Origin of the sequence: Clostridium sp. TW13, from assembly GCF_024345225.1 — a bacterium.
Taxonomy (GTDB): domain Bacteria; phylum Bacillota; class Clostridia; order Clostridiales; family Clostridiaceae; genus Inconstantimicrobium; species Inconstantimicrobium mannanitabidum.
The window spans coordinates 2,644,235-2,669,447 of record NZ_BROD01000001.1; the positions used below are offsets into that span (position 1 = coordinate 2,644,235).

Annotated in this window: 24 protein-coding genes; 5 read left to right on the forward strand and 19 right to left on the reverse strand. The window is 30.2% G+C overall.

Annotation, left to right across the window (positions count from 1 at the left end):
* Positions 1-43: 43 nt before the first annotated feature.
* The 7 genes from OCU47_RS12710 to OCU47_RS12740 all read right to left on the reverse strand — a co-directional run bounded on the left by OCU47_RS12710 (position 44) and on the right by OCU47_RS12740 (position 10,831).
* Positions 44-1,882, reverse strand: a complete 1,839-nt coding sequence (locus OCU47_RS12710) for an APC family permease (protein WP_261828973.1) — start codon at positions 1,880-1,882, stop codon at positions 44-46.
* Between the two features lie 434 nt (positions 1,883-2,316).
* Positions 2,317-3,753, reverse strand: a complete 1,437-nt coding sequence (locus OCU47_RS12715) for a glycoside hydrolase family 32 protein (protein WP_261828974.1) — start codon at positions 3,751-3,753, stop codon at positions 2,317-2,319.
* A 1-nt stretch (position 3,754) separates the two neighbouring features.
* A complete protein-coding gene (locus tag OCU47_RS12720) occupies positions 3,755-4,729 on the reverse strand; it encodes a PfkB family carbohydrate kinase (RefSeq protein WP_261828975.1) in 975 nt (324 codons plus the stop codon).
* 14 nt (positions 4,730-4,743) lie between these two features.
* Positions 4,744-5,745 carry a LacI family DNA-binding transcriptional regulator gene (locus OCU47_RS12725; protein WP_261828976.1) on the reverse strand — a complete coding sequence of 334 codons (1,002 nt, stop codon included), beginning with the start codon at positions 5,743-5,745 and terminating at the stop codon, positions 4,744-4,746.
* Between the two features lie 215 nt (positions 5,746-5,960).
* Entirely contained in the window at positions 5,961-7,331 is a 1,371-nt protein-coding gene (locus OCU47_RS12730; RefSeq protein ID WP_261828977.1) for a sucrose-specific PTS transporter subunit IIBC, read from the reverse strand.
* Between the two features lie 447 nt (positions 7,332-7,778).
* Complete coding sequence (locus OCU47_RS12735) at positions 7,779-8,213, reverse strand: J domain-containing protein (protein WP_261828978.1); 435 nt, start codon at positions 8,211-8,213, stop codon at positions 7,779-7,781.
* A 296-nt stretch (positions 8,214-8,509) separates the two neighbouring features.
* Complete coding sequence (locus OCU47_RS12740) at positions 8,510-10,831, reverse strand: YhgE/Pip family protein (protein WP_261828979.1); 2,322 nt, start codon at positions 10,829-10,831, stop codon at positions 8,510-8,512.
* A 180-nt stretch (positions 10,832-11,011) separates the two neighbouring features.
* On the opposite strand from OCU47_RS12740, the gene OCU47_RS12745 reads away from it, so the two are divergent.
* Together OCU47_RS12745 and OCU47_RS12750 are read left to right on the forward strand one after the other, a co-directional pair.
* On the forward strand, positions 11,012-11,572 hold the full coding sequence (locus OCU47_RS12745; RefSeq protein ID WP_261828980.1) for a TetR/AcrR family transcriptional regulator: 561 nt from the start codon (positions 11,012-11,014) through the stop codon (positions 11,570-11,572).
* A gap of 156 nt (positions 11,573-11,728) precedes the next feature.
* Positions 11,729-11,980 carry a kinase to dihydroxyacetone kinase gene (locus tag OCU47_RS12750; protein WP_261828981.1) on the forward strand — a complete coding sequence of 84 codons (252 nt, stop codon included), beginning with the start codon at positions 11,729-11,731 and terminating at the stop codon, positions 11,978-11,980.
* 231 nt (positions 11,981-12,211) lie between these two features.
* Here OCU47_RS12750 and OCU47_RS12755 read toward each other — a convergent pair whose 3' ends face one another.
* A complete protein-coding gene (locus OCU47_RS12755) occupies positions 12,212-12,556 on the reverse strand; it encodes a reductase (RefSeq protein WP_261828982.1) in 345 nt (114 codons plus the stop codon).
* Positions 12,557-13,245: 689 nt separating this feature from the next.
* Here OCU47_RS12755 and OCU47_RS12760 point away from each other — a divergent pair.
* On the forward strand, positions 13,246-13,806 hold the full coding sequence (locus OCU47_RS12760) for a response regulator (protein WP_261828983.1): 561 nt from the start codon (positions 13,246-13,248) through the stop codon (positions 13,804-13,806).
* Positions 13,807-13,946: 140 nt separating this feature from the next.
* Here OCU47_RS12760 and OCU47_RS12765 read toward each other — a convergent pair whose 3' ends face one another.
* The 3 genes from OCU47_RS12765 to OCU47_RS12775 all read right to left on the reverse strand — a co-directional run bounded on the left by OCU47_RS12765 (position 13,947) and on the right by OCU47_RS12775 (position 16,671).
* Entirely contained in the window at positions 13,947-14,714 is a 768-nt protein-coding gene (locus OCU47_RS12765) for an SDR family NAD(P)-dependent oxidoreductase (protein ID WP_261828984.1), read from the reverse strand.
* Between the two features lie 258 nt (positions 14,715-14,972).
* On the reverse strand, positions 14,973-15,782 hold the full coding sequence (locus tag OCU47_RS12770; protein WP_261828985.1) for a MerR family transcriptional regulator: 810 nt from the start codon (positions 15,780-15,782) through the stop codon (positions 14,973-14,975).
* Positions 15,783-15,888: 106 nt separating this feature from the next.
* Complete coding sequence (locus tag OCU47_RS12775; protein WP_261828986.1) at positions 15,889-16,671, reverse strand: EFR1 family ferrodoxin; 783 nt, start codon at positions 16,669-16,671, stop codon at positions 15,889-15,891.
* 148 nt (positions 16,672-16,819) lie between these two features.
* Between OCU47_RS12775 and OCU47_RS12780 the strand changes: the two genes are divergently transcribed.
* The gene (locus OCU47_RS12780; protein WP_261828987.1) at positions 16,820-17,386 is read left to right on the forward strand and encodes a TetR/AcrR family transcriptional regulator; all 567 of its coding nucleotides are present in this window, start codon (positions 16,820-16,822) and stop codon (positions 17,384-17,386) included.
* 119 nt (positions 17,387-17,505) lie between these two features.
* Here the strand turns inward: OCU47_RS12780 and OCU47_RS12785 are convergent, their stop codons facing one another.
* The 3 genes from OCU47_RS12785 to mnmH all read right to left on the reverse strand — a co-directional run bounded on the left by OCU47_RS12785 (position 17,506) and on the right by mnmH (position 20,242).
* Positions 17,506-18,258: an EFR1 family ferrodoxin gene (locus OCU47_RS12785; RefSeq protein ID WP_261828988.1), complete on the reverse strand. Its 753-nt coding sequence runs from the start codon at positions 18,256-18,258 to the stop codon at positions 17,506-17,508.
* A gap of 110 nt (positions 18,259-18,368) precedes the next feature.
* Positions 18,369-19,100 (reverse strand): AraC family transcriptional regulator, encoded by a 732-nt coding sequence (locus tag OCU47_RS12790; RefSeq protein ID WP_261828989.1) that lies wholly within the window; start codon positions 19,098-19,100, stop codon positions 18,369-18,371.
* 35 nt (positions 19,101-19,135) lie between these two features.
* Positions 19,136-20,242: a tRNA 2-selenouridine(34) synthase MnmH gene (gene mnmH / locus OCU47_RS12795; protein WP_261828990.1), complete on the reverse strand. Its 1,107-nt coding sequence runs from the start codon at positions 20,240-20,242 to the stop codon at positions 19,136-19,138.
* A gap of 327 nt (positions 20,243-20,569) precedes the next feature.
* Between mnmH and selD the strand changes: the two genes are divergently transcribed.
* Positions 20,570-21,607 (forward strand): selenide, water dikinase SelD, encoded by a 1,038-nt coding sequence (selD, locus tag OCU47_RS12800; protein WP_261828991.1) that lies wholly within the window; start codon positions 20,570-20,572, stop codon positions 21,605-21,607.
* Between the two features lie 178 nt (positions 21,608-21,785).
* Here the strand turns inward: selD and yedF are convergent, their stop codons facing one another.
* The 5 genes from yedF to OCU47_RS12825 all read right to left on the reverse strand — a co-directional run bounded on the left by yedF (position 21,786) and on the right by OCU47_RS12825 (position 24,789).
* Positions 21,786-22,382 (reverse strand): sulfurtransferase-like selenium metabolism protein YedF, encoded by a 597-nt coding sequence (gene yedF, locus OCU47_RS12805; RefSeq protein WP_261828992.1) that lies wholly within the window; start codon positions 22,380-22,382, stop codon positions 21,786-21,788.
* 179 nt (positions 22,383-22,561) lie between these two features.
* On the reverse strand, positions 22,562-23,434 hold the full coding sequence (locus tag OCU47_RS12810) for a helix-turn-helix domain-containing protein (RefSeq protein ID WP_261828993.1): 873 nt from the start codon (positions 23,432-23,434) through the stop codon (positions 22,562-22,564).
* Positions 23,435-23,623: 189 nt separating this feature from the next.
* On the reverse strand, positions 23,624-23,767 hold the full coding sequence (locus OCU47_RS12815; protein ID WP_261828994.1) for a hypothetical protein: 144 nt from the start codon (positions 23,765-23,767) through the stop codon (positions 23,624-23,626).
* On the reverse strand, positions 23,742-24,209 hold the full coding sequence (locus OCU47_RS12820) for a GNAT family N-acetyltransferase (RefSeq protein ID WP_261828995.1): 468 nt from the start codon (positions 24,207-24,209) through the stop codon (positions 23,742-23,744). Before OCU47_RS12820 ends, OCU47_RS12815 begins: the two co-directional genes overlap by 26 nt.
* A gap of 106 nt (positions 24,210-24,315) precedes the next feature.
* Positions 24,316-24,789, reverse strand: coding sequence for a hypothetical protein (locus OCU47_RS12825; RefSeq protein ID WP_261828996.1), 474 nt, complete (start codon positions 24,787-24,789; stop codon positions 24,316-24,318).
* Between the last annotated feature and the right edge of the window lie 424 nt (positions 24,790-25,213).

The window sequence follows — 25,213 nt, forward strand, 5'->3', positions numbered from 1 at the left end:
TACGGATGCTAGCTATCGGATAAACAACATAAATTTAATCATATTATTCATTTATTATATATGGTATTGTTACTATGTTTATATTTCTTCTCTTCATTATTGCAGTTCTTAAGAATAATGATGTTTGATTGTGTAAAGTTTGATGCCACCACTTACGTATAACGAATTGAGGCATTACTATAGTTATAGTCTCATTACTATCAAACTCAGATTGTTTCTTATCAATATACTTTAATAAAGTTTCATTCACATTTCTATATGGTGCATGATCAATTACTAGTGGTATATCTACGCCTAACTTATTATATTTTTCCTGTAGCTTAGCAGTATCCTCATCATTAGTACTTACATGATATACTTCTATAGTATCACCTATAGCTAAAGCATAATTTAAACTCTTTATAAAAGACTTATTTAATGTTTGTATAGGAACAATAATGTGGTTAGAAACTTTACACTTTTTAATCAATTGTGATACATCAGTATCTATCTTTAAATTATCTCTTACCTTATTATAATGTCTTCTTACTCTGGTCATTACTAAAACAAAGAAAGGTATTAAAAGAAATATAATCCAAGCTCCATGAATAAACTTAGTGGATCCTATAATTACACAAGTTACTGCTGTAACTAAAGCTCCAAATCCATTAATAGCTGCTTTATGTTTCCACTTTCCTTCCTTACTCTTATACCATTTCATAAACATACCAAACTGTGAAAGAGTAAATGACATAAATACACCTACTGCATACAACGGTAACAATAAGTGAGTATCTGCTCCAACTGCTATTACTAAGGTTGATGCTACAAGGAATAACATAACTATACCATTAGAGAACCCTAATCTCTTTCCTCTAGATGCAAATTGTCTTGGAACATATCCATCTTTAGCTAATATTGATAATAATAAAGGTAAATCTGCAAAAGCAGTATTAGCTGCCATTATCAAAATTATAGCTGTTGTTGCTTGTACTGCGTAAAACATTATACTGCCACTACCAAATATTTGTGTAGCAATTTGAGCTGTTACAGTAATGTCAGGTCTAGGTGAAACTTTATACATTGTAGCCAAGAATGATACCCCACCGAATATTATAAAAACAATCACTGCAAGTAATCCTAAAACTCTCTTTGCATTCTTTTGTGCTGGATCTCTAAAGTTTGGTATACCATCACTAACAGCTTCAACTCCTGTCAATGCTGTACATCCTGCTGCAAAAGCCTTTAAAAACAAAACTAATCCTAAACTCTCACCTGTTTGCTTTAATGTTGGAGCTTGTGCTGGAGTCTCCCCTAATACTACGACTTTAAATATTCCTGTTACTATCATTGCTATTATACAAAACATAAATAAATATGTTGGGATTCCAAATAACTTTGCTGAATCCTTCATTCCTCTAAGGTTACCTATAGCCAGAATTCCTATAACCGCTACTGTTATTATGGTTCTATGTTGTAATAGTGCTGGAAATGCAGATGTTATCGCAGCTGTTCCCGCACAGGTACTTACAGCAACAGTTAACATATAATCTATTGTTAGCGAAGCTGCTGCTACCAATCCTGCACCTTTTCCAAGATTTTCACTGGCTACTATATACGATCCTCCACCATGAGGATAATTGTCTATGGTCTGTCTATATGAGAATACAAGGATTAACAACAACACTGTAATAGCTATTGCTACATATAGCATTGGTTTATATGCTGCAAGACCTAGTATTGGTATCAAAACTAAAAGAATTTCTTCACTGGCATAAGCTACTGAAGATATAGCATCACTTGATAATACAGGTAACCCCCACAATACACTAAATTTTTCCCCATGTAGATCTGTTGTTTTAAGAGTTTTTCCTAGCAATAATGATTGAATTTTTCTAAACATTTTACTCCTCCACTTTATATCTAAGTAACTAACCCCTTAGTCATTCTACCTAGTATACATTTTTTAAATTATGCTGGGATTTTTCATTTTAAAAATTATGTACAAATTATATATTTTTATAAATTTAAAGTAAATTCTCCGTTTCACTTATAAATTCGTTTACAAATGTTTTTACAGACTTTTTTCCCTTTATTTCTCCATTTTTCTAAGATAATATTATATTTTTTTATTATGATTTTTATATTAATTTAAGGATTTTATTAACTTATTTTTTCAACTTACGGATAGAAAATTAACAATCTAATTATATGTAATATCTTAATTTTCATTAGTTCTTCTGCCTTTATCAATTTAATATATTTATTCCTATACAAAATAAAAAGTTTAATTATGCCCATATATTTTAAAAGACATAATTAAACCTTATATTTAACTTATTTTATTGAAAATTTATTTAATGAATATACTTTTCCAGTTGCTTTTGCATTACATTGGTTTACTGTCAATATAGTATCCTCTTTGTCATCATATACTCTTGTAGTGAATACTTCTTCACCATTATTCAAAAATACCTCTAAACAAGATTCATCACTAAAAATTCTTACACTTTGCAAAGAATCAATGTTTACACTTCTACTGTCCCTTCCAAAACCACTTTCACCTAATGACATAGTAAATGTTCCTTCTGAATAGCTAAGATGTACATCTTTTCTTAATGAAATTTTTAAATGTTCTATTTTTTCACTAAACTCTATTATTGCTTCAAAACTTCTTGTATTACACTGAATTGCTTCATCATTATTAACATCGAATTGATAAACTGATGATCTTAATTTCTCAAATTCAACTAACGGAACTTGGTGAACCTTTCCATTTATAACTTTTAGTTCTCTAGGCATAGTAAGGGCATGCTGCCAACCATTTTCTGTAGTTGGATTTTTATAAGGTATATCAGGTAATCCCATCCAACCTATCATTATTCTTCTGCCTTTTGAATCTTTAAAACTTTGAGGTGCATAAAAGTCAAAGCCTCTATCAATTTCAACAAACTCACTTAGACTATATTCTGATTTTATATCGCCTTCAATAAACATATATCCTGTTTGATATACATTATTATATAAGATTCCTTCAGCCTCTAAGCCTTGAGGCGAAAGCATTATTATTGTTTTATCTTCAAACTTAATTATATCTGGGCATTCCCACATATATCCTAACTTTTCTTTAGTTTTTATAGAGTTTAAATATTGCCAGTTAATTTTATTCTTTGAATTATAAAGAAGTACTTCACCTTCACTATTCTTATCCCTTGCTCCTAAAACCATATAGTATGAATCGCCTTCACGCCATACCTTGGGATCTCTAACATGATTGCTCATGTTTTCAGGGTAATCTGAATTTCTAAGTATTATCTGCTTGCTTGAAAAATTATATCCATCCTCTGAAGATATAACCAATGTATTTTGTTCTCTACCTGAATTTATGTAATCATAATCTCCATCATGTTTTACATTACCTGTATAATATAAATACATCCTATCTTCATCAATTAAAGCAGATCCTGAGTACACTCCATGGCAATCATATATGCTGTCTGGATATAAAGCAATCTCTTCTTGTGTCCAATTTATAAAGTCTGCTGTAGTGCAGTGTGCCCAATACTTAAGACCACCTTGTGGTTCTGAAGGTGAGTACTGATAAAACACATGATACTTACCTTTAAATTCACATAATCCATTAGGATCATTAATCCACCCTACAGGAGCCATAATGTGATAATTTAGCCTCAAAGGATCTTTATTTACTTTGCAGATATTATCTTCTTCAAACTCTTTAATTAAGCTGCTTAAATGAGTAGCTAATGGGTTCATATTAAAGTCCCCCTATATATTTATCTATCTCTTCTTTAGTTGCCATAGAGCCTATAGCTCCTTTTTTCGTTGTAGTATTACAAGCATAATAATTAGCGAATTGTAAGTAACTTATTAACTTTTCTTCAGACAACTTGTCTAAATCATCTAAAACTACATTATCAGATAATAAACTATATAGGAATGCCCCTATAAATGAATCTCCTGCACCTGTAGTATCTATTGCATTTACCTTTACTCCTGCCACAGAAACACTTAAATCTTTAGTGTGGAGTTCTGCTCCATTTCCACCTTTAGTATATATAAAGATTTTACATTCACCTGAAAATATAACTTTTTTAGCTTTTTCAATATCAGAATACCCAGTAATAAATTCTAACTCTTCATCCGATATTTTAGCTATGTTTGCTAGAGGTAAAAATTCTCTTATAGCCTTTCTACAAGAATCCTCACTATCCCATAATGGAAGTCTCACATTTGGATCAAAACTAATAATAGCACCCTTTTGTTTTGCAAGCTCAATTGCTTTCTTATGAGCATATTTAACTGGTGCTTCAATTAAATCAACGGAACAAAAATGAAGAGTATGACAATCCTTAAAAGATTGTTCTGTTAGGTCCTCTTCTGATAAAAGCATATCAGCACTTGGATTTCTATAAAATGAAAAATCTCTATTTCCATCTTCTTTTAATGAAACGAAAGCTAACCCTGTATTAGCTTTTGAAGTTCTCAGTACGTTTGTACAATCAACTCCTGCTGTTGTCAATTGCTCTACTATATAATCTCCAAAAGCATCTTTTCCCAGTTGAGATATAAATGCTGATTTTCCTCCTAATTTTGAAACTGCTGCTGCTACATTTGCTGGTGCTCCTCCTGCCACTCTTTCAAAAGAAACAACTTCCTTTAATGCTTTTCCTTTCTCTGATGGTATAAAATCTATTAATGCTTCTCCTATTGAATATACAACATTTTTCATCCTTACAATTCACCTCAAATTAATTTTTTCACACTATTTCTTTCTACAATATCATAAGATATGTATTGATTTGTGTTTATATCATCTGTTTCTTCTATTTTATTAAGCAAACATATTGCTGCAACTTTTCCCACTTCTTCTTGATAGTACTCTACAGTAGTAAGGGCTGGTTCTATAAATCTAGATAGTTTATTATTTCCTATACCTACTATAGAACATTGCTCTGGTACATTTACACCTATGTTCTTTAGATAACTTATTGCTCCCAAGGCCATATTATCATTTACTGAAAAAACTGCTGTAGGTTTTCTAGTTTGTGATTTATTCCAAATCTTCTCCATAGCATTTACTCCAGATTCTATGGAAAAATCTCCGTATTCTATCCATTTCTCACTTATTTTTAAGTTATGTTCTTTCATAGCCTCCATAAATCCATAATATCTTTCATACTTTACAGCTATATCTTCTTTATCTACATTTATAAATGCTATATCTTTATGATTATTATCAATTAGTAAATTTGTTAACTTTTTAGCTGCTGAAAAATCATCATGAATTATGCATTGAAATCCTTGAATTTCTTGTCCTATTATTACTATAGGAATATTTACCTTTTCTAAAATATCTTTATGTCTCTCTGTAATCTCAGTACACATGAATATAATGCCATCTAATTGTTTAGTCTGTAATATTTTTAAATAACTTAATTCTTCTTCAATAGATAGGTTAGTATTTGCTAGAATTAAATCATAATCTCTATTATTACATTCCTGAGTTATTCCATCTACCACTTTACTTACAGTCTCAGACCTAACTTGAGGAATTATCACACCTATGGTATTTGTTCTCTTAGTTTTTAGAGATTTAGCTATATTATTAGGAATATATCCTGTCTGCTCTATTACTAACTCTATTTTTTTTCTTAAATCTTCACTTACATATCCTGAATTATTAATTACTCTTGACACTGTTGATGGCGCTACGCCTGCTAAATCTGCAATATCTTTTATTTTCATAGTTAATCACCTATTTCATTATTATACTTATATATTATATCTGTCCTAGCGCCTATGTACAATCAACTATAAAAATTCAGATAAATATCTTTATTTTTATATCAAAATAAATTCCTTGAGATTTTTAGCTAAATAAAATGTATGAAAAATATAAGTATAATCCATCATTTCTGTCGCTTTGTCTCCTCAAGGAATTTATTTATATTTATAATAAATTATTCTTCATCTTTAAATCCTAAAACTAAAGTTGTTGCAAAAGCTACTCCAAAGGCTAGTAGTAATCCTGCTATATACGCTACCATTGAATGAGCTGGTATTAATGCTAATCCTGGAATTCCTGTAACACCTATTCCAGTCATACCAACCTTCATAAATACTACAAATCCTCCACCTACAGCTCCACCAATAGCTGCTGCTATAAATGGTTTAACTAACTTTAAGTTAACTCCGAAAATAGCTGCTTCTGTAATACCAAGTAAGCATGAGAATGATGCTGGTGCTGCTACTGATTTTAACTTAGCGTTCTTTGTCTTGAAGTATACTGCTAATGATGCTCCACCTTGTGCTACATTACACATAGACCAAATTGGTAATAAGAAGTTTATTCCTATCGCTTTATTTGCTAAAAGTCCTGCTTCAACTGCATGGAAACTGTGGTGCATTCCTGTTATAACTATTGCTGAATAAGTTCCACCAAATAAGATACCTGCAAAAACTCCTACAGAGTTATATAAATGTTGAAGTCCAAAAGAAATTCCATCACCTATTAATCTTCCTACTGGTCCTATTACAAAGAATGTAAATATTGCTGAAATTATTAATGTTAAAAATGGTGTTAATAATATATCTAAAGCATCTGGTACGATCTTTCTTATTCTCTTTTCAAGGAATCCCATAACCAATACTGCTAATAATATTGGTAAAACTGTTCCTTGGTATCCAACCATTGCTACCTTCAATCCGAATACATCTATAGTATTCTTTATTCCTTCACCCATTGTCCACGCATTTTGTAAGTTAGGATGAATCATTATTGCTCCTAATGCTGCTGCTAGATATGGATTCGCTCCAAATTCTTTAGCTGCACTAAATGCTACTATAACTGGTAAGAATACAAAGGCTGCATTAGAGAACATATCTAATAATATATATATTCCGCTTTTTGAATCTACAACATGGAAGTTACTTAACATCCCCATTGTTCCCATTAACAATCCACTTGCAACTATAACAGGTATAATTGGTACGAAAATATTTGAAAGAACTCTAGCAAACTTTTGGAACCAATTTAGATTCTTTTCTGCTTCCTTCTTTTGTTCACTTAAGCTTGTAGCTTTGATTTCGTTCTTATTTAATATTGAATCATAAACTTTATTTACTGCTCCTTGGCCAATGATTATTTGAAATTGTCCTGAGTTGAAAAATGCTCCCTTAACCCCGTCTAAAGCTTCTAATCCAGCTTTATCAATTTTCGTGTCATCATTTAAAATTAGTCTTAATCTTGTAGCACAATGTGCTATACTTTGGATGTTTTCTTGTCCACCAATTAATTTCACAATGTCCGTTCCTAATTTTTCGTAATTCATAAAAATTCCTCCCTCTTTTTTTATCTGTTCCAATCGTTTACACAAACATCAAACAAAAATATTTTCCCCCTACACTACAATTTGATGCATAGAAAATCGATTCCACATCCTTTTAAAAATTTGATATGTGATACTCAAAAAATCGATTTCACATATCTTATGATTGGATTATATCACGAGGTATTTTTCTTTGCAATATATATTTTAAAACTTTTTCATTTTATTTTTTTCCAAAATAATTTCATAAATTATGGATTTTGTAGTAATAAAATGGTAGCCAATTATAACCACCATTTTATTACCCTAATTATTCTATTCTTAATGCTTTCATAAATCTTTAGAAAAATTCTTATCTGCCTTTTCAAAGTTTTCTATAACCTTAATTTAAATTTTCACACACCATAAATCTGCAACCATATTATTTAGTAAGTTAGTATAATCATATATTCAATCTTCACCTATTAATTTTTTATAATTCTCTACAAGTTGTATAAATTGACTACTATCTCCACCAATGTCTGGATGATACTTCTTTGCTAATTCTCTAAACTTGCTTCTTATAGTATCAATAGAAGAGTTGGCAGGAAGACCCAAACTTGATAGAAGTGAAATATCATACATTCCCTCTGATATCATCCCATTCTCTTTATAATATTGAAAATAAACCTGATAAAAATATTCTTCAAACACTTCTTTTAACTTTTCATGATTCATTTTCCTTAAACTGTTCATATTATATTTTACTGAACTATCATTGTTGTCCTTTGTTGAAAAGTATTCATTCCATATATATTTTTGACATTGATTAAAATGTATATTTTGAAATCTAATATGTGCTTCAAGCTTCTTTAACTGTCTTAATTTGTGTTTCAATTCACCCATAATTTAATAATCCCCCTACATTAACTTCATTTAATCTTATGCACTTACTATTGTTTTTTATGTAGTCAATATATAACTTTGCTTAACATATATTAAGAATTAAAATTCACAATCTATTTTTGATTTCTACACTCTACTTCAGCTAAACATCAAATAAGTTAAATAGCATTAACATGAACAATGGATCGAATAAAACTATTTAGGTTAGACTTGTTTAGCAGATTAGCAAAAAAATAAGCAGTTGCTATAATTAAAAGCTACTGCTTATTACCATTTTAAACTATGAAAGTTCTAATTTATGCAACCTTAGAATTTATAATAGCCTGTCTACCGTTTTTACTTAAATTAATTAACTCTCTTATCAAAAATCCCCCTAGTAAAAATACTACAATAAAAATCAACATTACAAACATGTTATGATTTAATACTGACTGATTTATACCTGATATTGTCATTCTAAGCGTACTTACTGAATAAGTCATAGGCACTATTTTATTCACAATTCTATAAAACATAGGTGCTGTTTCTATAGGGAAAGTCCCTGCTGAAGAGGATAGTTGTAATAATAGTAATATAAACATCACAGCTCCTCCTAATGCTCCTATTGCATGAGATACTCCATATGAAACACTAAAGAATGTTATTGAAATAACTGAATTTATTATACAAAATTGAGGCACACTCACTGGATTTATTCCTATTATTTTTATAGCAGCGTAACTTAATATTAATGCTTGTAAAACTACTAATCCACAACCTACCATAAAACTTCCAAAGAAGCTATTGATTAATTTAATATTAAATACTTTTTTTGACTTTGCTATTGAAAGTATTGTACCAATAATCATTGCTCCTAGCCACATAGACATTGATATAAAATATGGTGCCAAGCCTTCACCATAATATTTCACATTATTAATATCATTTTCTTTTATATCTACTGGCTTTGAAACGAAATTAGACATACTATCAGAGCTGAATTTAAGTTTTGTGTCCATCTTATCATATCCACTATTTAAGCCATTTCTAAGCTTAGTTGTTCCTTCGGTTGCTGTCTGTAAACCATCACTTAAAGTCTTTGCCCCATTACTTATTGTTGCTAATCCAGAAGATAATTCACCTGTCTTTTGACATATTGTACTCAAACCATTTTCTAGCTTTAAATTACCATCATTAACAGCTTGTAGACCATTTTCCAATCTTGTTGCACCACCATTTAACTGTTCTAATCCATTGGATAAATCTCCTGTCTTAGCTGTAACAGTATTTAAGGCAATAAGTACACTGCTGCTCCCAGTTTGAATATCTTCAGCTCCTCCAATTAATTTATCCAACCCAGAATTCAATTTACTTTGAGTACTAGATAAGCCATCTGCTAGAGTATTAACTCCATTTGATATCTGACTTGAGCCTGTCTTAAGTTTATCCAAATTGCTTGAAAGCTGATGAATTGAGTTTGCTGCTTTGCTTATTGGTGCTTCATTACTATCACTAGTGCCACTTACACTAATCTTATCTAAAGCAGTAATTCCTGCTATAAGCTTCTGTTTATCAGCCTGACTTAAATTAGAATTTTTAATAGCATCTAGCTCATAATGTAATACTGAATCTGATTTCTTTATACTATCTGCTAATACACCAAATGAAGTATCAAGTTGTCCAGCACCCTGCGCAATAGCCCCTACATTTGCATCTAGCGTAGATGCACCACTAATTAATGGCTTAATTGAACTATTACTTTGAGTTAAGCTATTTTTTGCTGTCTTTAATCCACTAACCAACTCTTCTGAACCATTTACTATTTTACTTTGCCCATTTGCAATTTCCATTAATCCTAAAGAAAGTTTCTTGGAACCTGTTACTGCTGCATTAATACCGCCTGTTAACTTACTACTTCCATCAAATAATTCTTGAGTTCCATCTTGAAGCCTTCCCACAGAAGCAGTTGCTGTATTTAAGGCATTTTGAAGTTTCACAGAACCATTTGCGGCGCTTTCAGCTCCATCGGCTAATCTCTCACTTCCATTTAAAAGTTTCTCAGTACCAACTTGAAGTTTTTCCACTCCATTACCTGCATCCTTAATAGATACTTTAACATCATATAAACTGTTTACTAAAGATTTTGAAACTTCTTTTTGAATATTAGAACTTACTTCTGTTTTAATCGCTTCTGCAGCTTTTAATGAAATCTGAGAGAAAACAAAATTTTTACCTTTATTGGGAATATAAATTATCTCTGAGTTTTTAGTGTTTCCACTCTGAGCATTTGCAATATTTTCAGAAAAGTCTTCAGGAATTTCTACTACTGCATAGTATTTTGTTCCTTTTACTCCATCCATAGCCTCTTCCTGAGTTACAAATCTCCAGTCCACCTTTTTGTTATCCTTAAGATTCTTCTCTATATCTTTACCCAATGCATATTCTTTTCCATCTTTTGTTGTAGACTTATCCATATTTACAAAAGCTACTGGCACATTATCAAGCTTATTATAAACATCCCAAACGCTAAGAAGATAAATACATGAATATAACATCGGCACAAATATCACAGCAATAATTGCTATAGAAACAATTATTTTCATTGATCTCTTATTATCTTTTGTTTCCTTTAACTTCACCTTACTCCCTCCTAAATATAATTATTTTTATCAACACTTGTTCATTAACCGATATATGTGTATTATAGTATTAGTGTCGAATTACTTCAATCATCAATATCTTGCAGTTTGATGATTATCCCACACATAAACAACATGTGTTGATTATCCAACATATTTTTTAGGAGGATTTTATATATTATGGACGAACAAAAAATTGATAGACGTGTAAGAAAAACTAAAAGCACTCTACTGCGATGTTTAACTGAACTCATGTCTAAAAAGAAAATAAACGATATTACAGTAAAAGAGCTTACTGATTTAGCAGACGTAAATAGATCAACTTTCTATCTCTACTATAAGGATATATTTGATATGTTAGAACAAGTGGAATCTGAAATGCTTGAAGAGTTCAAGAAAGTTTTTCATATAATTGCCAAGGACAATAATGATACTAAGTTATTATATTTTTATACATATATCTTTGAATATGTACAAAATAATGCTGAAATGTGCAAAATACTCTTAGGTCCTGATGGTGACAACTCATTTAAAGAAAAATTTAAAAAAGTAATCCTTCAGACAAAACCTCCATTTGGTGATTCAATTCCCCAAATCAAAATGCATTACCTAAGACCATATGCCATATCTGGCTGTATAGGCCTAATACAGCAGTGGATTGAAGATGGGTTAGATATTCCGCCTAAAGACATGGCTGTAATAACAACTGAAATAATCAATAAGCTTACAAAAGATTTGTAAACATCCATCTTTTTACACTACTTAAACAGAAGCAAAGACTATAAAAATTATATTGCACAACCTGTCCTTGTTAAATATTTGTATTTATAAAGTTGTTTAGTATATAATTAAACAAATAGCAATTTATAAACTAGAATAGATAGAGGAGATTTTATTATGCTTGAATACAAATTTGATACTCAATTATTAATTGAAGGACATGATCTTTCTGAAGATGCGATTAACGAATATATTACAAACAATATTGAAGGTGATTGTTTACTAGCTGTTGGAGATGATGAACTAATTAAAATTCATTTTCATACCAACACACCATGGAAGGTTCTTGAATATTGTGCTTCATTAGGCGATATCCACGACGTAGTTATAGAAAACATGGACCGCCAAGCTAATGGGCTTCAAGGTTAATTAGTATTTTCCCACTCATATGTAAAAACTCTTTATAACCCTGATAAAATTTGCAGGATTTAAAATACAAAAAAGAAGGACTTCCATTTTACAGGAATTCCTTCTTTCTTATGTAATAATTTATTCTTTTGTTTTCTGTTAATGTTGCGCTAAAAGTTATCTAATATATTTTAAAATAAACTCGCATAGCACCTTCATCATTAGTACTGGGGTTATAATTCTATACTAAGACTATTCTTTAACTAATACATCATTGATTGATATATCGTCTTGTCCTATATCTCCAAGCCCAACATATGCTTCATCACCTTTTGTAATTGATTTTGCATCTTTATCTTTACTTGTATTTACAAGACCCTTTACTTTAACTGATTTAATTGTCTTTCCATCTCTCTTAATTGTAACAACATCACCGTCATTTAATGTTCCTTTTTCTACTTTACCAATTGCAAATGTTCCTTCACTATTAGTTGTTTTCACATCTTTAACTGAAAATTCAAATGAACTTGAGCTTCCACAAGCAACTAGTCCAAAACATAAACATAAGGTAATACCGAATAAAATTATTTTCTTCACTTTAATATTCCACCTTCCACATCCCAAATCATGGTTTTATATGTTAAGCCAAAAACTTAACAACTTTAATTCTAAATAGCTAAATAAATATAATACCGATTTAAAAATCATAACTGCTTATATTAATAATTTTAGTAGCTTAGCGAAATTGTTTTAAAGATATCTATCATTTCAGATTAAAATGCTTGAAAATTATCACATAACTCTGGCATTATATTCCCCTTTATAGTAAGCTAATTGCACTTACTTCCCCCTATTTGTTTAAATAAACCGTACTAATAATTGGTTTTATTAATATCACTAAAATCAATCTCCTAAATTATTTTACATAAATTCATAAAACAATATGTTAACAAACTGTTAATTTTATAAAATTGATGTTGTTTTATAACTTTTTTTGTAGATACATATACTAATTTGTCACGCAATTTAGAATATCTTTACTTATACAATATTCTAAATAATTTGCTCAAAGCTAGATACTTGAATATATTTCGTAGAATATATTGAAAAATGGCTTTATCTTGACTAGCCCACTTATTTCTAGCACGCGCATTTCACCACTATATCAACTACAAGTTAAATTATTCTACTATACTTCGTTTGAATATATAATGATATGATTGTACACTTGTATTAGTAAATATTTACTTTAAAATTATCATAGTGTTTCAAACGGAGGAATGTATATGAATATTACAGTAGGTAAAAAAATATATGAACTAAGAAAAGGTAAAGATATAACTCAAGAAAAACTAGCATCTGAACTAGGAGTGTCAGTAGCAGCAGTATCAAAATGGGAAACTGGCAATTCCATACCTGATATTATAATGTTATGCTCAATTGCAGATTTTTTTGACATATCAACAGATGAACTACTTGGAAGAAGCAAAAATAAAAGAAAAGTCATAGTTGTAGATGATGTTCAGTTTATTAGAGATTCACTAAAAAAGATATTAATCGAAAATGAGTGTGAAATTATTGGTGAAGCTTCAGATGGAAAAGAGCTATTGGATATGCTCAAAAAGAAAAAAGCAGATTTAATAATGCTTGACATTAAAATGCCTAGAATTGATGGTATAAGTGCTCTACAGCATATTAAGAAAGACTATCCTGATATTAAAATAATTATGTGTTCAGCTGTAACTGATAAAGCAATTATTGATTCAGCAATAGCATTAGGTGTATCTGGTTTTATTACAAAACCATTTTTACCAAACACAGTTATCTCAAGTCTAAATATGATTTAGTTAATAAACTTATTTCATTTTAACTATAAAAGCAGAAAGTCAAACGGCTTTCTACTTTTTATATAAGTACAATCTATAAATTTTTTTAATTACTTTTGAACACTTTCAATAATACCACTAGCTTTAGCATCTATATAAATTTATACTATTGACAAACCACCATCGACTACAATGTATTGACCTGTTACATAGCTTGATGCATCAGAAGAAAAATAAAAAATAGTTCCATTTAATTCTCCCCTTTTAGCTGGTCTTGAAGCTGGACAAAGTATATTATATTTTGATAAAAACTCTTGTGATTTAAACAAAGTATTCTCTGTCATTTCTGATTCAAACAACCCTGGACATATAGTATTTACAGTTATCCCATATTGAGCATAGGATGCTGCCATCCCTTGGGATAGTCCTAAAACTGCTGCTTTAGATGCATTATAAGAATGTCTAATGAAGATATCATTCTTATCTGCTAAAAACGCATTAATTGAGCTAACATTAACCACCTTACCATAGTTTTGCTGCTTCATAATTGGAATAACATACTTACTAACAAGATAAATTCCCTTTACATTTATATTCATACTTTTATCCCAATCATCGTTATTAAGAGTATCTACACCACCACGAACAGCTACACCAGCATTATTTAATAAAATATCAATTCTACCAAACTCATTAACTACAGTTTCTATGGCACTTTTAACTTCCTCTTCCTTTGCAACATCACACTTAACTGCAATTGCTTTTACTCCTAAAGTTTCAATTTCCTTAGCTAGTTCTTCAAGTTTTTCAGCCCTTCTTGCCAACAAGGCAACGTTGACCCCTTCTTTAGCATATGCTAGTGCAGCATCTCTTCCCAACCCACTTGATGCACCAGTAATTACAGCAATTTTCCCTTTTAAATCAAACATATTAGCCCTCCATAAAATTCCATTGTATATTTTACTTTATATTACAATATATTGTATTTTGGGTCAATAAATTAATATCTTGATTTTTTCATATTACTAAATGTTAAATCTAATTTTTTACAAATAACATTTATTATTTTGTATCCATAATTATTAAAGTCTTCTATCTTTCTTCTAGACTGGTCAGTTTAAAAAATACAATGGTTGTACATGATAAGAATTAATTCCTATGCATATACAACCATTTTTGTGCTATTTTTATTTCTTTACTGGTATCTGTATTTCACTCAAATAATCCTCTGAATTTATTTCATTCCAAGGTCCTCTTATTGCAACTTGACGTGGATTTCCAGACATACTGTATCCATTTTCCTCAATCCAATTTGCAAGGAAATTATATGCTCCTCCTATATTAGAATAATCTCCTGGAACTAAAATACTAGCAGCCTGCTCTACCTCTTCAGTTTTCTTGAATATAAATCCATTTTCATCATTCATAAGATTGTCAACACCCATAACTACCTCTACGTCAACCTCGCCTTCTTTTACCCCATCATCGTGATAGGTAGCATAAGCTATTTCACTACAAGGAATATTCTTCGTCATTAGGTACTCACTCAACCTTGCCCAAAGTATACCTTCTGCATCATAAGCTGGTATAGTATCTCTTAAAGAGATAACCTTATAGCTTGGTAGTGATTTTAATGTAACATTATAATTCATATTAACTCTCTCCTTTTTCATATTTCTTATAGTGAAGTTGATTTTTTCAAGTCTTCTTTCCTCAGATCTTATATTATTCCTAATTTCTTGAATTTTGACCTTTAATATGTCCTCTAGCTTTTCATCAGATTTTTCTTTTATAAATAGAGTTATATCAGCTACATTAAATCCCATATCTCTCAATGACACTATTAGATTAATCTCTGAAATCTGTTTTGCTGAATAAAATCTATAACCTGTAAAATCATCAATTTTAGCAGGCTTAAAAAGTCCAACCTCATCATAATATCTGAGCATACGTACAGACACTTTAGTCAATTTAGAAAAATCTCCAATCTTGAACATAAAATCAACTCCTATAAATTACTGCCATTCGAATGACATCTTTAGAATAATACCTACCACTATGTGAGAGTCAATACAAAATTTATACTTATTGTATAAAATATGTTTATATTATCCAAGCACTTTCTTTGTTTTTCCTTCCAATATATGAAAAAAGATACTTTAATCCTTTTATAATTAATTCTGCTTTTCGTGCATTTCTATTACACTTTTTAACACATGAAAAACATCTTATACACTTCTTGTTATCTATTATAAATGTGTTAGGATCTATAGCTTTCGTAGGACAACTTTTTTCACATAAACCACATCCATTACAACTTCCTTGAATAATAGGTTTCTTAACACCTACTTTAACCATCCCTTCTGGAAACTTTTCAATAAATAGTGGAAACAGTGTATTAGGAATTTTAACTTCTTCATTTATTCCTCTATTTACTTTATCTTGAATTGCTAATCCAAATAACTTTGCTTGCTCAAGATCTGTCTCATTAGGCCTACATCTGGCAATTGGAGCTTCCTCTAAGGAATAAGTATGTTCACCAATAAATGCTCCTACTCCTATTAATAAACAACTATGCTTTCTTGCCAATTTACTATACTGTTTAAGACTTACTCCACAACTCATATTACCATATACTGCAATTCCAACTATTTTCTTTGCTTTTGTACACTTCATTTCAAAGCATTTCATAATACTTGATGGGATACGCCCTCCATAAACTGGGGATGCAAATATAATTAAATCAGCCTTTGAAGGAACCACTTTCTTATATGAAGTCATGTCAACTCTACTAAAAATCACTTCTTCACTTATTTTTTTTGACAATACACTTACTACTTTTGTTGTAGTTTCTGTGGCAGAATAATATACAATTTCACAAGTCATAGTTATATCCATTCTCCTTTCATTTTAGTGCGCACCGTGACACATTTGTGTCTTCTTTAATATTATGGTACAATTTTACTGTGAAATAGTCAATAAATCCAGTGCAAGTGCTACATAAATTACATTTTTGTGCCATATAGGAGGTTATATGAATCGTACAGAAAGCCCAATTGCTTTACAGTCAAAAAGATGGATTATGGAATCATTAATAGAGTTGATGAATAAAAAAACATTTCAAGAAATAACAATCAGCGAATTAACTGCTCATGCTGATTTAGGAAGAAGAACTTTCTATCGTAACTTTACTTCAAAAGAAGATGTCTTAGAATTCTATTTCCAAAACTTAATTCAAGAATTGATCGATTATTTATCAATATATGAAAATCTAACGCCCAAAATTTGTTTGCATCAAATCTTTACGTTATGTAATGATAATAAAACATTTTTAACAGGTTTAAATAGAAGCAAAATGCTAGGATTTCTTTTGGATCAATGGAATAGTTCGCTTCCAACTATTCACGAAATGATGATAGACAAAATCCCCAACTTTCCTAACCAATATAATGAAGTAGCATTAGCTTATACACTAGCTTTTAACACAGGTGGTGTTTGGAATGTAGTTTCAAAATGGATTAGCTCTGATATGGAGCAGACACCTGAAGAAATGACAACTATTGTTATGGACCTAATTAAATTTAATTATGAAAATAGCTAACGGCAAGATTGATAATTTATCCTGCCGTTAATTTTTAAACATACATACTACTTTTTCATAAAATATTCTCTTATTTAATTTAAATTTTCTATCTATGGTTAATTAGCCTATAGAATCAACTATAACTTTACATTAGGATTTAAATACTGCTTTCTTTTTGCTATTACCCCTTTATAGTCAATTGCTTTCTTTGGACAACTTTGAATACATGCTAAACATAATTCACAATTATGATTCCAGCTTGGCTTACCATCAATCATAGTAATATTATTTACAGGACATCTTTTTGCACATAAACCACATCCAATACAATTATCATTAACTATATAGTTTCTGTCTGCTTCATGAAAGCCAGCAACAGCCTTATAGAAGTAGTTGCAAAATATACGATCTATAACTGCATGGCTTCTTTCAATTTCACACTCTTTTTTATTATTTATGCACTGAACTATATCATTAATTTTAGTTGCTTCTTTTGCAAATAACTTGTCCTGAACTTTCTTGCTTTTTGCGCCATACCCCAAAATATAATTGCCAGGCATATTAATTAAAAAACCTGAAGACAATTTTAGTCCTTTCTTTTCTAGTATATCTCTACACTGGTCAAGTGCTTTACCAGCAAGTCCTCCATAATTTGCAATAGCATAAATATATGTTCGCTCTGAGACATTTAGTTTTTTCAAAAAATCACAAATAATTAATGGCAATCCCCAATTATAAACAGGAAAAATAATACCTAAAGTATGCGCCTCTATTCTTTCTCCACAATATTCTGCAATTTTAAAAGTTGTACCTTCACCAAGTTTTATGCTCAAATCATTGGCAATCTGTAAGCTATTGCCTGTACCGGTAAAATAATATATTTTATTCATATTTTCCTCCAAATTATTTTCATTAATCATTTATTAGAAGAATGAAAAATATCTCCATTCCTTGTATATATTATATAAGAAATGAAGATATACTTACTTTCAATTAGTTGCTATTTTTTTATTGTTTTATTTATATCTCTTAATGATATGCCAAACATCCTTTTAAACGTAGACGAGCAATGAGATGAACTACTAAAACCTGCTAATACACATGCCTCAGTGACATTCATTCCTTCATGCAAATATTCAAAAGTCTTAATAAGTTTCTCAAATGCAAGATAGCTATGTAATGTCATTCCTGTCTGCCCCTTAAATAAATGTGATAATCTACTCTTAGATAAATATACATGATTGCTTAAATCCTCAACAATTGAAGGTTCGATTGTCTTTACTCCACTAATGTAAGTTAAAACTTTTTCTACTCTCTCTTCATATCTATATTTATATAAATTATCCAATCCACATTGCTTTAACAATATTTCATCAAGTTTTCCTTTATCATTCCTATAACTCATATATTCATTAAGCATTGCATCCACAACTTCATCCTCTAAAACTTCATAAGGATTTCCTTGAAGATATTTTTTCTTTAAAGAGACAGTATAACTACTTATTTCAGTAAATAGAAATACAATTGAACCTTGTTTATCTACAATCCCTGAATGTGTTACATCTGAATTAATGAAAATACCACGACATCGTACCTTATTTTTTTCAATTGTCCATTCCATTTCTCCACCTAAAGAAATAATTAGATGTATAGCAAGGTGTTTATGAGGTTCTGGATTTTTATAATCAGCTAATATCATCATAGGATTGCCAAACTTAAAAATTTCAGACATTACATCCCCCCCTTAGCTAATGCTGATTTTACAAATCATCTTTCTAATTCTTCTACAAACTCTAATACTTCGAAGCTGTTGCCTTTAAATATTACATTTCCATTAGATTTCTCTATAGAATGCCTATACATTGGATCATAATAATTAGTTAAGAATAGCTCTATCCAATTTCTATGCCTATCAATACTATTAGTAGCTATCTGATTATTATAAGCTAGTTTAAGTTCTTCGATTATTACCTTCGTCCTATCTCCGCCAAGTTTACCCTTAACTCTTTCCATACTAGCTATCATATCATTTAGCCAAGTTTCTAATGCCAACTCTCTCTCTGTTATGGCTTTCATATGATCTCTCTGTCCATTTATAACATACTCCTCTAGTATATTTTCTACTCTTTCCTCTACAGTAGCAGTTAAAAATACTACATCTCCACTTTGAAAGTAATTATAAAAATTCTTAGGTATGAAACTTTTCCCGATGTTCTTACTCTCATCTTCTAAAATAATATGTTTATAATTTTTATCCCCATGCTTAATTATGCTATAAGCTAAATTATTTTCAAAGTTTATTTGTGTAGGTTGTGGAGTAATATAGTGGCCAAAAGTGGAACCCCTATGATGAGCAATTCCCTCTAAATCTATAGAATTTTTCAGTTTATTCAGTACTTTAGTTTTGCCTGAACCTGTATATCCAGTTAAAACTAAAGGTTTTGAGTTAATATTTTCTGGTTCCAAAGAGTCTATAAGATAATTACGAAATGCTTTATAACCTCCATCTAGTTTTACTATATCCTTACCCGTAGCTTCATATATCCAAGTCTGTGCTATAGTTGAACGAGAACCACCTCTGAAACAATAAATCATGGTATTAGGATCTTCCTCAAAACATTTTACCCATGAGGTTACCCTATTTTCTTTTATTTTTCCAGATACAATCTGATATCCTAGCTTTGTAGCTTCCTCATTACCTTTTTCTTTATAACATATACCTATGATATGCCTCTCTTCGTTAGATAATATAGGCAAATTTATTGAGTTTAACATAGCACCCTTTTCATACTCAATAGGAGCTCTAACATCTATTAACTTTATATCATCCAATACTATACTTTTAAAATCATTTGTTATGCTTAATTTCTTCATCTATTACCCTTCTACTTTATCTTTTTACGTTATTTTAATCACTATAAATTATATAGCACATAAGAAATTTTTACAATTTCTTATGTTTTTCACTATTGCAATTGTTCTTTTACCTTTATAATGATTAATGTAAGTCTAACTTTATTATTGACAATTAATTGAACTTATAATTATACATATACCACATTAAATTTGAACATTATTCTTTGCTCTAAGTTAAAGTAAAATAGAATTTATATTTAATTGTAAAAGCAATGTTTTAAACTTTCATATCTATAATTAGATAAATATTAAATATATACTTAAGTAAAATTGGAGGATAATTTGATGAATAATACTATAAAGCTAACTGCACTTACCAAGACTTCAGGTTGTGCTGCTAAAATAGGTCCTGGTGTTTTGGATTCTGTTCTTAAGAACTTACCTAAATTTGAAGATTCTAATCTATTAGTAGGCTTTGATAAAAAGGATGATGCTCTTGTTTACAAGGTATCTGAAGATAAGGTAGTAATACAAACCGTTGATTTTTTCCCTCCTATGGTGGATGACCCATACACTTTTGGGCAAATAGCTGCTACAAATGCTTTAAGTGATGTATATGCCATGGGAGGAAGTCCAACTATTGCAATGAACTTATTATGTTTTCCATCTTGCTTAGATTCATCAATAATGCATGATATCTTGGCAGGAGGATACAGTAAAGTTCAAGAAGCTGGTGCAATTATTGCTGGTGGTCATACTATTGCAGATCCAACTCCTAAATATGGCCTTTGCGTTACTGGCTTTGCTCATCCTAGTGAAATTCTTACTAATAGTAAAGCTAAAACAGGCGATGTTCTTGTCTTAACGAAACCACTAGGTATAGGTATTTTAAATACTGCTGCCAAAGCAGAATTATTAACCTCTGATGAAATAAAAGAAGTTACTAAAATAATGACTGAATTGAATAGATATGCTAAAGAATCCTTTGCAAATTTAAAAGTAAATGCATGTACTGATATTACAGGCTTCAGCTTAATTGGTCACGGTTATGAAATGGCTAGTGGAAGTGATAAATCCATAGAATTTTTTAGCGATACAGTTCCATTGCTACCAAAAGCTTTAGAATATGCAAAGATGGGAATTATTCCAGAAGGAATGTACAATAATCAAGATTATTTAAAACATATTCATAAATGTTCAACTAACATTTCTCAAGAAATGCATGATGCACTGCTTGATCCTCAAACCTCTGGTGGACTATTACTATCCATGCCTGAAAAAGACGCTAAGGAATACTTATCTAGAATGGAATGTTATACTCCATGGGCAAGGATTATAGGGCAGGTAACTGAGAAAAATGACTATAGTGTCATAATAAAATAAGTGCTTTTATCATAAATCACAACATTTTAAGCTTATACATTAAAAAGGTAGTTCAATTGCAAATTGAACTACCTTTTGTAACAACTTAGTGTACTACTATCTAACTTTTCCAAACATTGCACAAAATACTTTACCACTTTTTAAAGTTTATATCAAACCCTTGATATACTCATGCAATTTAAAGTGTAATTACCTTAGCTGCTGACTTCATGACGTCAACAATTTCGTACATATTGCTTACCTTTCCCACAGAAAGCTTTTCTTCTAAACTATAGAAGTTAAGACAAGCTCCACAAACTAATAATTGAACTCCCATTTCTTCTAAGGCTTTTAAATGTTCAATTGCTTGATCATTTAAGGTTGGAACCTTTACTCCATCATTCATAAATAAGATATGCTTTGGATAATCGCTACCTTCTGATAATGTATAAAAAAACATCTTCATCAAAGATTGGCCTAGTTCCTCATTTCCAACTCCAATTGTATTTTTGTTTACAAAAATACACCAATCTCCAAGTGGCTTTTTATTTTCCACCTTAGCTAGTATCTCTTCACACTCTTCGCAACCATTAGAAAACTTTACATTAAAATCGCCATTAGCCTCTTCTACATTAATTTCATAGCCTTGGCTGTTAGCAAACTTTTTCAAATTCTCTACAGCAATTTTATTATCAACTTGAACTGTAAAGAACTTTCCTCCTTGCTCAATTTCTTTTTTCGCCATTATTACAGGCATAGGGCAGTTTTTTCCTCTTGCATCTATGTTTTTACTCATCTACTAATCACCTTTCACCAAATACTATTCATAAAATTATTATACACTAAAATCTTTTCTAAAGACCTACAAGATAGTATCAGATATTAGATATTTTTAATTTAATATTTTGATTTTTCTTAATGTAAACTCAAAAATAGTAGCCTATCCTAAGGGATTAGCTACTATTTTTCATAAAATTAGTTTAATGGGAAATACAGATTCATATAAGTAATACCATTTTGTTGAAACTTTTCCTCAAGCCAATATCTCTCCTTATTGACTTTATTGGTACTGCAATCTGGCATATATCCATTTAGTCTTACCCACTCTGCCAGTGCCTTCCAACCAGCGGGTATAACTTCAAAGGGATTAGAAAATGGATTTGTTATTCTTAAGATTGCATAATCACATTCATCTATCTTTTTCAGTTTCACGTCTTCAGATACATTAGTATTTTCATTTACTTTTATCCAACACTCGTATCCCCTAAGGTTCTTCTGGCTTTGTTCTTCTGAAACAGGAATATCGAATCCAAATTGTCTTGACTTAATATCAATATTGTTTTTTTCCATCCATTCTGTCATAAAATCCATTACATCTGCTTCAGGATTATTACTAATTACATATGAACTTGCCACATACATAGTATCTAATTTTTCAATTTTTACATCACTAAAATTATATTCCATAGTTATTCCTCCCCAAATTATAGATTTATTTTCTTTCAGTATTAGTTTCTCTGGTATAGCATAATGCTTATTCCTAAATTTAACTGGTGATTCACCATACTCGTTTTGAAATGCCCTTCTAAAGGTTCGCTCTGAGCCATATTCAAAATCAAGTGCAATATCAATAATGCGTCTTCCCCGGTTCACATCCTGCATTGCATAAGCTAGTCGCCTTTTTCTCACATATTCCATTAATGGAACTCCAACAAATAAGGTAAATAGCCTATAAAAGTGATATTTTGAGAATCCTGCTGCCTCAGCACAAGCTTCAATTGTGATAGGTTGCTTAATATTCTCTTCAATGTAATCTATAGATTTCTGCAAATATTCAGCATAACTCATGACACTCCTCCCCCATTGCAACGTAATATAATTATAATTCACATTATTAAACTGTTAAGGACATCTTTTGCTTTTTAATTCAAATATAAAAGTTGAATATTAATAAAATTAACCATATGTAATATATCTATTGTATTTTCAAATTCAAGTTTATAAAAATAAGATAGACTATTTTAAAGCCTATCTATCCTAAATTTCTTCAATTTTACATTTATGTTCTTTCCCTTTTGAATGATAGCGTATTGCAACTGCTAGTACTTTTTCACCTTTATTTTCTCTTCTAAACTTCTCTACAGTTTTTGTATCTCTAAAAGCAAAACTCCATCTTAACAAACTCACACTCTCCCGTCAGTGTGTTTTTATTATAGACATCAACATCTTTAAATCCAGCCTGTTTATAGCACTTAATCGCTCTTTTATTAAAAGAACGAACTTCTAAAATAATCTTTTGATATTCTCTTTTCTCACATTCATTTTTTATTAATTGCATAAATACATAACCAAAGCCAAGACCACATAAGGAAGGTTTTAATCCTAGACCTACAGTTACAAAGTCATGATTATCTACGAATCTTATGTATCCACATAAATCTCCACATTTGTCTAGAACAGCAATAAACTCTTTGTTCCTTTTTTCTTCTTGAGTAATACCCCATTTTTGCTTAAGAATAATATTCCATTCTGGATAATTATAAACAGCATATTCCCCTTCATACTTCCAATCACATATTTGTTTTGCATAAACTTCACTTAAAGCTGCTAATTTAAAATTCATCAAATATAAGCCTCCATAAATTAATTAAACAAGTATCTACTCCTCAAAGTTATAGCCCCTATAGTAAAAATTTATATTTTTTATTTTAATCTATCAGCACCCTATATTAATCAGCTTCTACTGCTTTATACTTTTTTAATCTTAATACTAATCTTCCAAAGCCATACCCTATAAAACAAGTCAATATACCCAATGGAGCTACAATTAATGATAATGTATACTTAGTTAAATATGGTGAGTTAATTATAACTCCAAACCCTGATAACGGTCCTAAGTACCATATAAAAAATGAATATAGAACTGATGTAATAAATTCACTGTGCGCAAATAGACAAATGAACATTGAAGTAATAATATTTATTCCCCAGTATATACTAAGAAACTTAATATATCTTTTTTCCTTAATCACTCCCCAATAGATACTGAATACCGTCCATAATAATAAGTATATTACTCCAACATAAGTATTCTCAACAGTCATACCATAGTCTTCATGAAAATCTATCCAATTGAAGCCTAAAGCAATTAATGTAACGGATATAGTAAAAACAGCTATGATAATTCTATGAACTATCTTCAATAAAATCTCCCCCTATACTAACCTCATGCAACCCCATCTGTTAAACATTGTAAAATAGTCTTTATTTAATGTTATCACATAGTCTGATTTTATAAAATTACATTTATATTAAGATTTACATAATAATAAGTTAACAATATAAGTTTTCCAAATCTCCATCTATGATCTACATGTTTCTATTGACTATCTATATAGAACTATTCCATTAAAATGTTGGTGGACAACCTACAATTATTCGACATTTTTCTACCAACATTTAGGTGGAACACTTCTATATACATCCTTATAAAGTATAGATAACACACTAATTCAACTTTTTTAATTCATAAAAAGAAAACTAATTATAATTAATTTTCGTAATAAAATTCACCTCTTCCATCCTTTCATCATACACTATTAACAATGAAATCAATTTGCTTTGGAG

Bases quoted from the DNA above. Each gene is read 5' to 3' on its own strand.
- OCU47_RS12710 (WP_261828973.1), bottom strand. From the start codon at position 1,882: ATGTTTAGAAAAATTCAATCATTATTGCTAGGAAAAACTCTTAAAACA.
- OCU47_RS12715 (WP_261828974.1), bottom strand. From the start codon at position 3,753: ATGAACCCATTAGCTACTCATTTAAGCAGCTTAATTAAAGAGTTTGAA.
- OCU47_RS12720 (WP_261828975.1), bottom strand. From the start codon at position 4,729: ATGAAAAATGTTGTATATTCAATAGGAGAAGCATTAATAGATTTTATA.
- OCU47_RS12725 (WP_261828976.1), bottom strand. From the start codon at position 5,745: ATGAAAATAAAAGATATTGCAGATTTAGCAGGCGTAGCGCCATCAACA.
- OCU47_RS12730 (WP_261828977.1), bottom strand. From the start codon at position 7,331: ATGAATTACGAAAAATTAGGAACGGACATTGTGAAATTAATTGGTGGA.
- OCU47_RS12735 (WP_261828978.1), bottom strand. From the start codon at position 8,213: ATGGGTGAATTGAAACACAAATTAAGACAGTTAAAGAAGCTTGAAGCA.
- OCU47_RS12745 (WP_261828980.1), top strand. From the start codon at position 11,012: ATGGACGAACAAAAAATTGATAGACGTGTAAGAAAAACTAAAAGCACT.
- OCU47_RS12750 (WP_261828981.1), top strand. From the start codon at position 11,729: ATGCTTGAATACAAATTTGATACTCAATTATTAATTGAAGGACATGAT.
- OCU47_RS12760 (WP_261828983.1), top strand. From the start codon at position 13,246: ATGAATATTACAGTAGGTAAAAAAATATATGAACTAAGAAAAGGTAAA.
- OCU47_RS12765 (WP_261828984.1), bottom strand. From the start codon at position 14,714: ATGTTTGATTTAAAAGGGAAAATTGCTGTAATTACTGGTGCATCAAGT.
- OCU47_RS12770 (WP_261828985.1), bottom strand. From the start codon at position 15,782: ATGTTCAAGATTGGAGATTTTTCTAAATTGACTAAAGTGTCTGTACGT.
- OCU47_RS12775 (WP_261828986.1), bottom strand. From the start codon at position 16,671: ATGACTTGTGAAATTGTATATTATTCTGCCACAGAAACTACAACAAAA.
- OCU47_RS12780 (WP_261828987.1), top strand. From the start codon at position 16,820: ATGAATCGTACAGAAAGCCCAATTGCTTTACAGTCAAAAAGATGGATT.
- OCU47_RS12785 (WP_261828988.1), bottom strand. From the start codon at position 18,258: ATGAATAAAATATATTATTTTACCGGTACAGGCAATAGCTTACAGATT.
- OCU47_RS12790 (WP_261828989.1), bottom strand. From the start codon at position 19,100: ATGTCTGAAATTTTTAAGTTTGGCAATCCTATGATGATATTAGCTGAT.
- mnmH (WP_261828990.1), bottom strand. From the start codon at position 20,242: ATGAAGAAATTAAGCATAACAAATGATTTTAAAAGTATAGTATTGGAT.
- selD (WP_261828991.1), top strand. From the start codon at position 20,570: ATGAATAATACTATAAAGCTAACTGCACTTACCAAGACTTCAGGTTGT.
- yedF (WP_261828992.1), bottom strand. From the start codon at position 22,382: ATGAGTAAAAACATAGATGCAAGAGGAAAAAACTGCCCTATGCCTGTA.
- OCU47_RS12810 (WP_261828993.1), bottom strand. From the start codon at position 23,434: ATGAGTTATGCTGAATATTTGCAGAAATCTATAGATTACATTGAAGAG.
- OCU47_RS12820 (WP_261828995.1), bottom strand. From the start codon at position 24,209: ATGAATTTTAAATTAGCAGCTTTAAGTGAAGTTTATGCAAAACAAATA.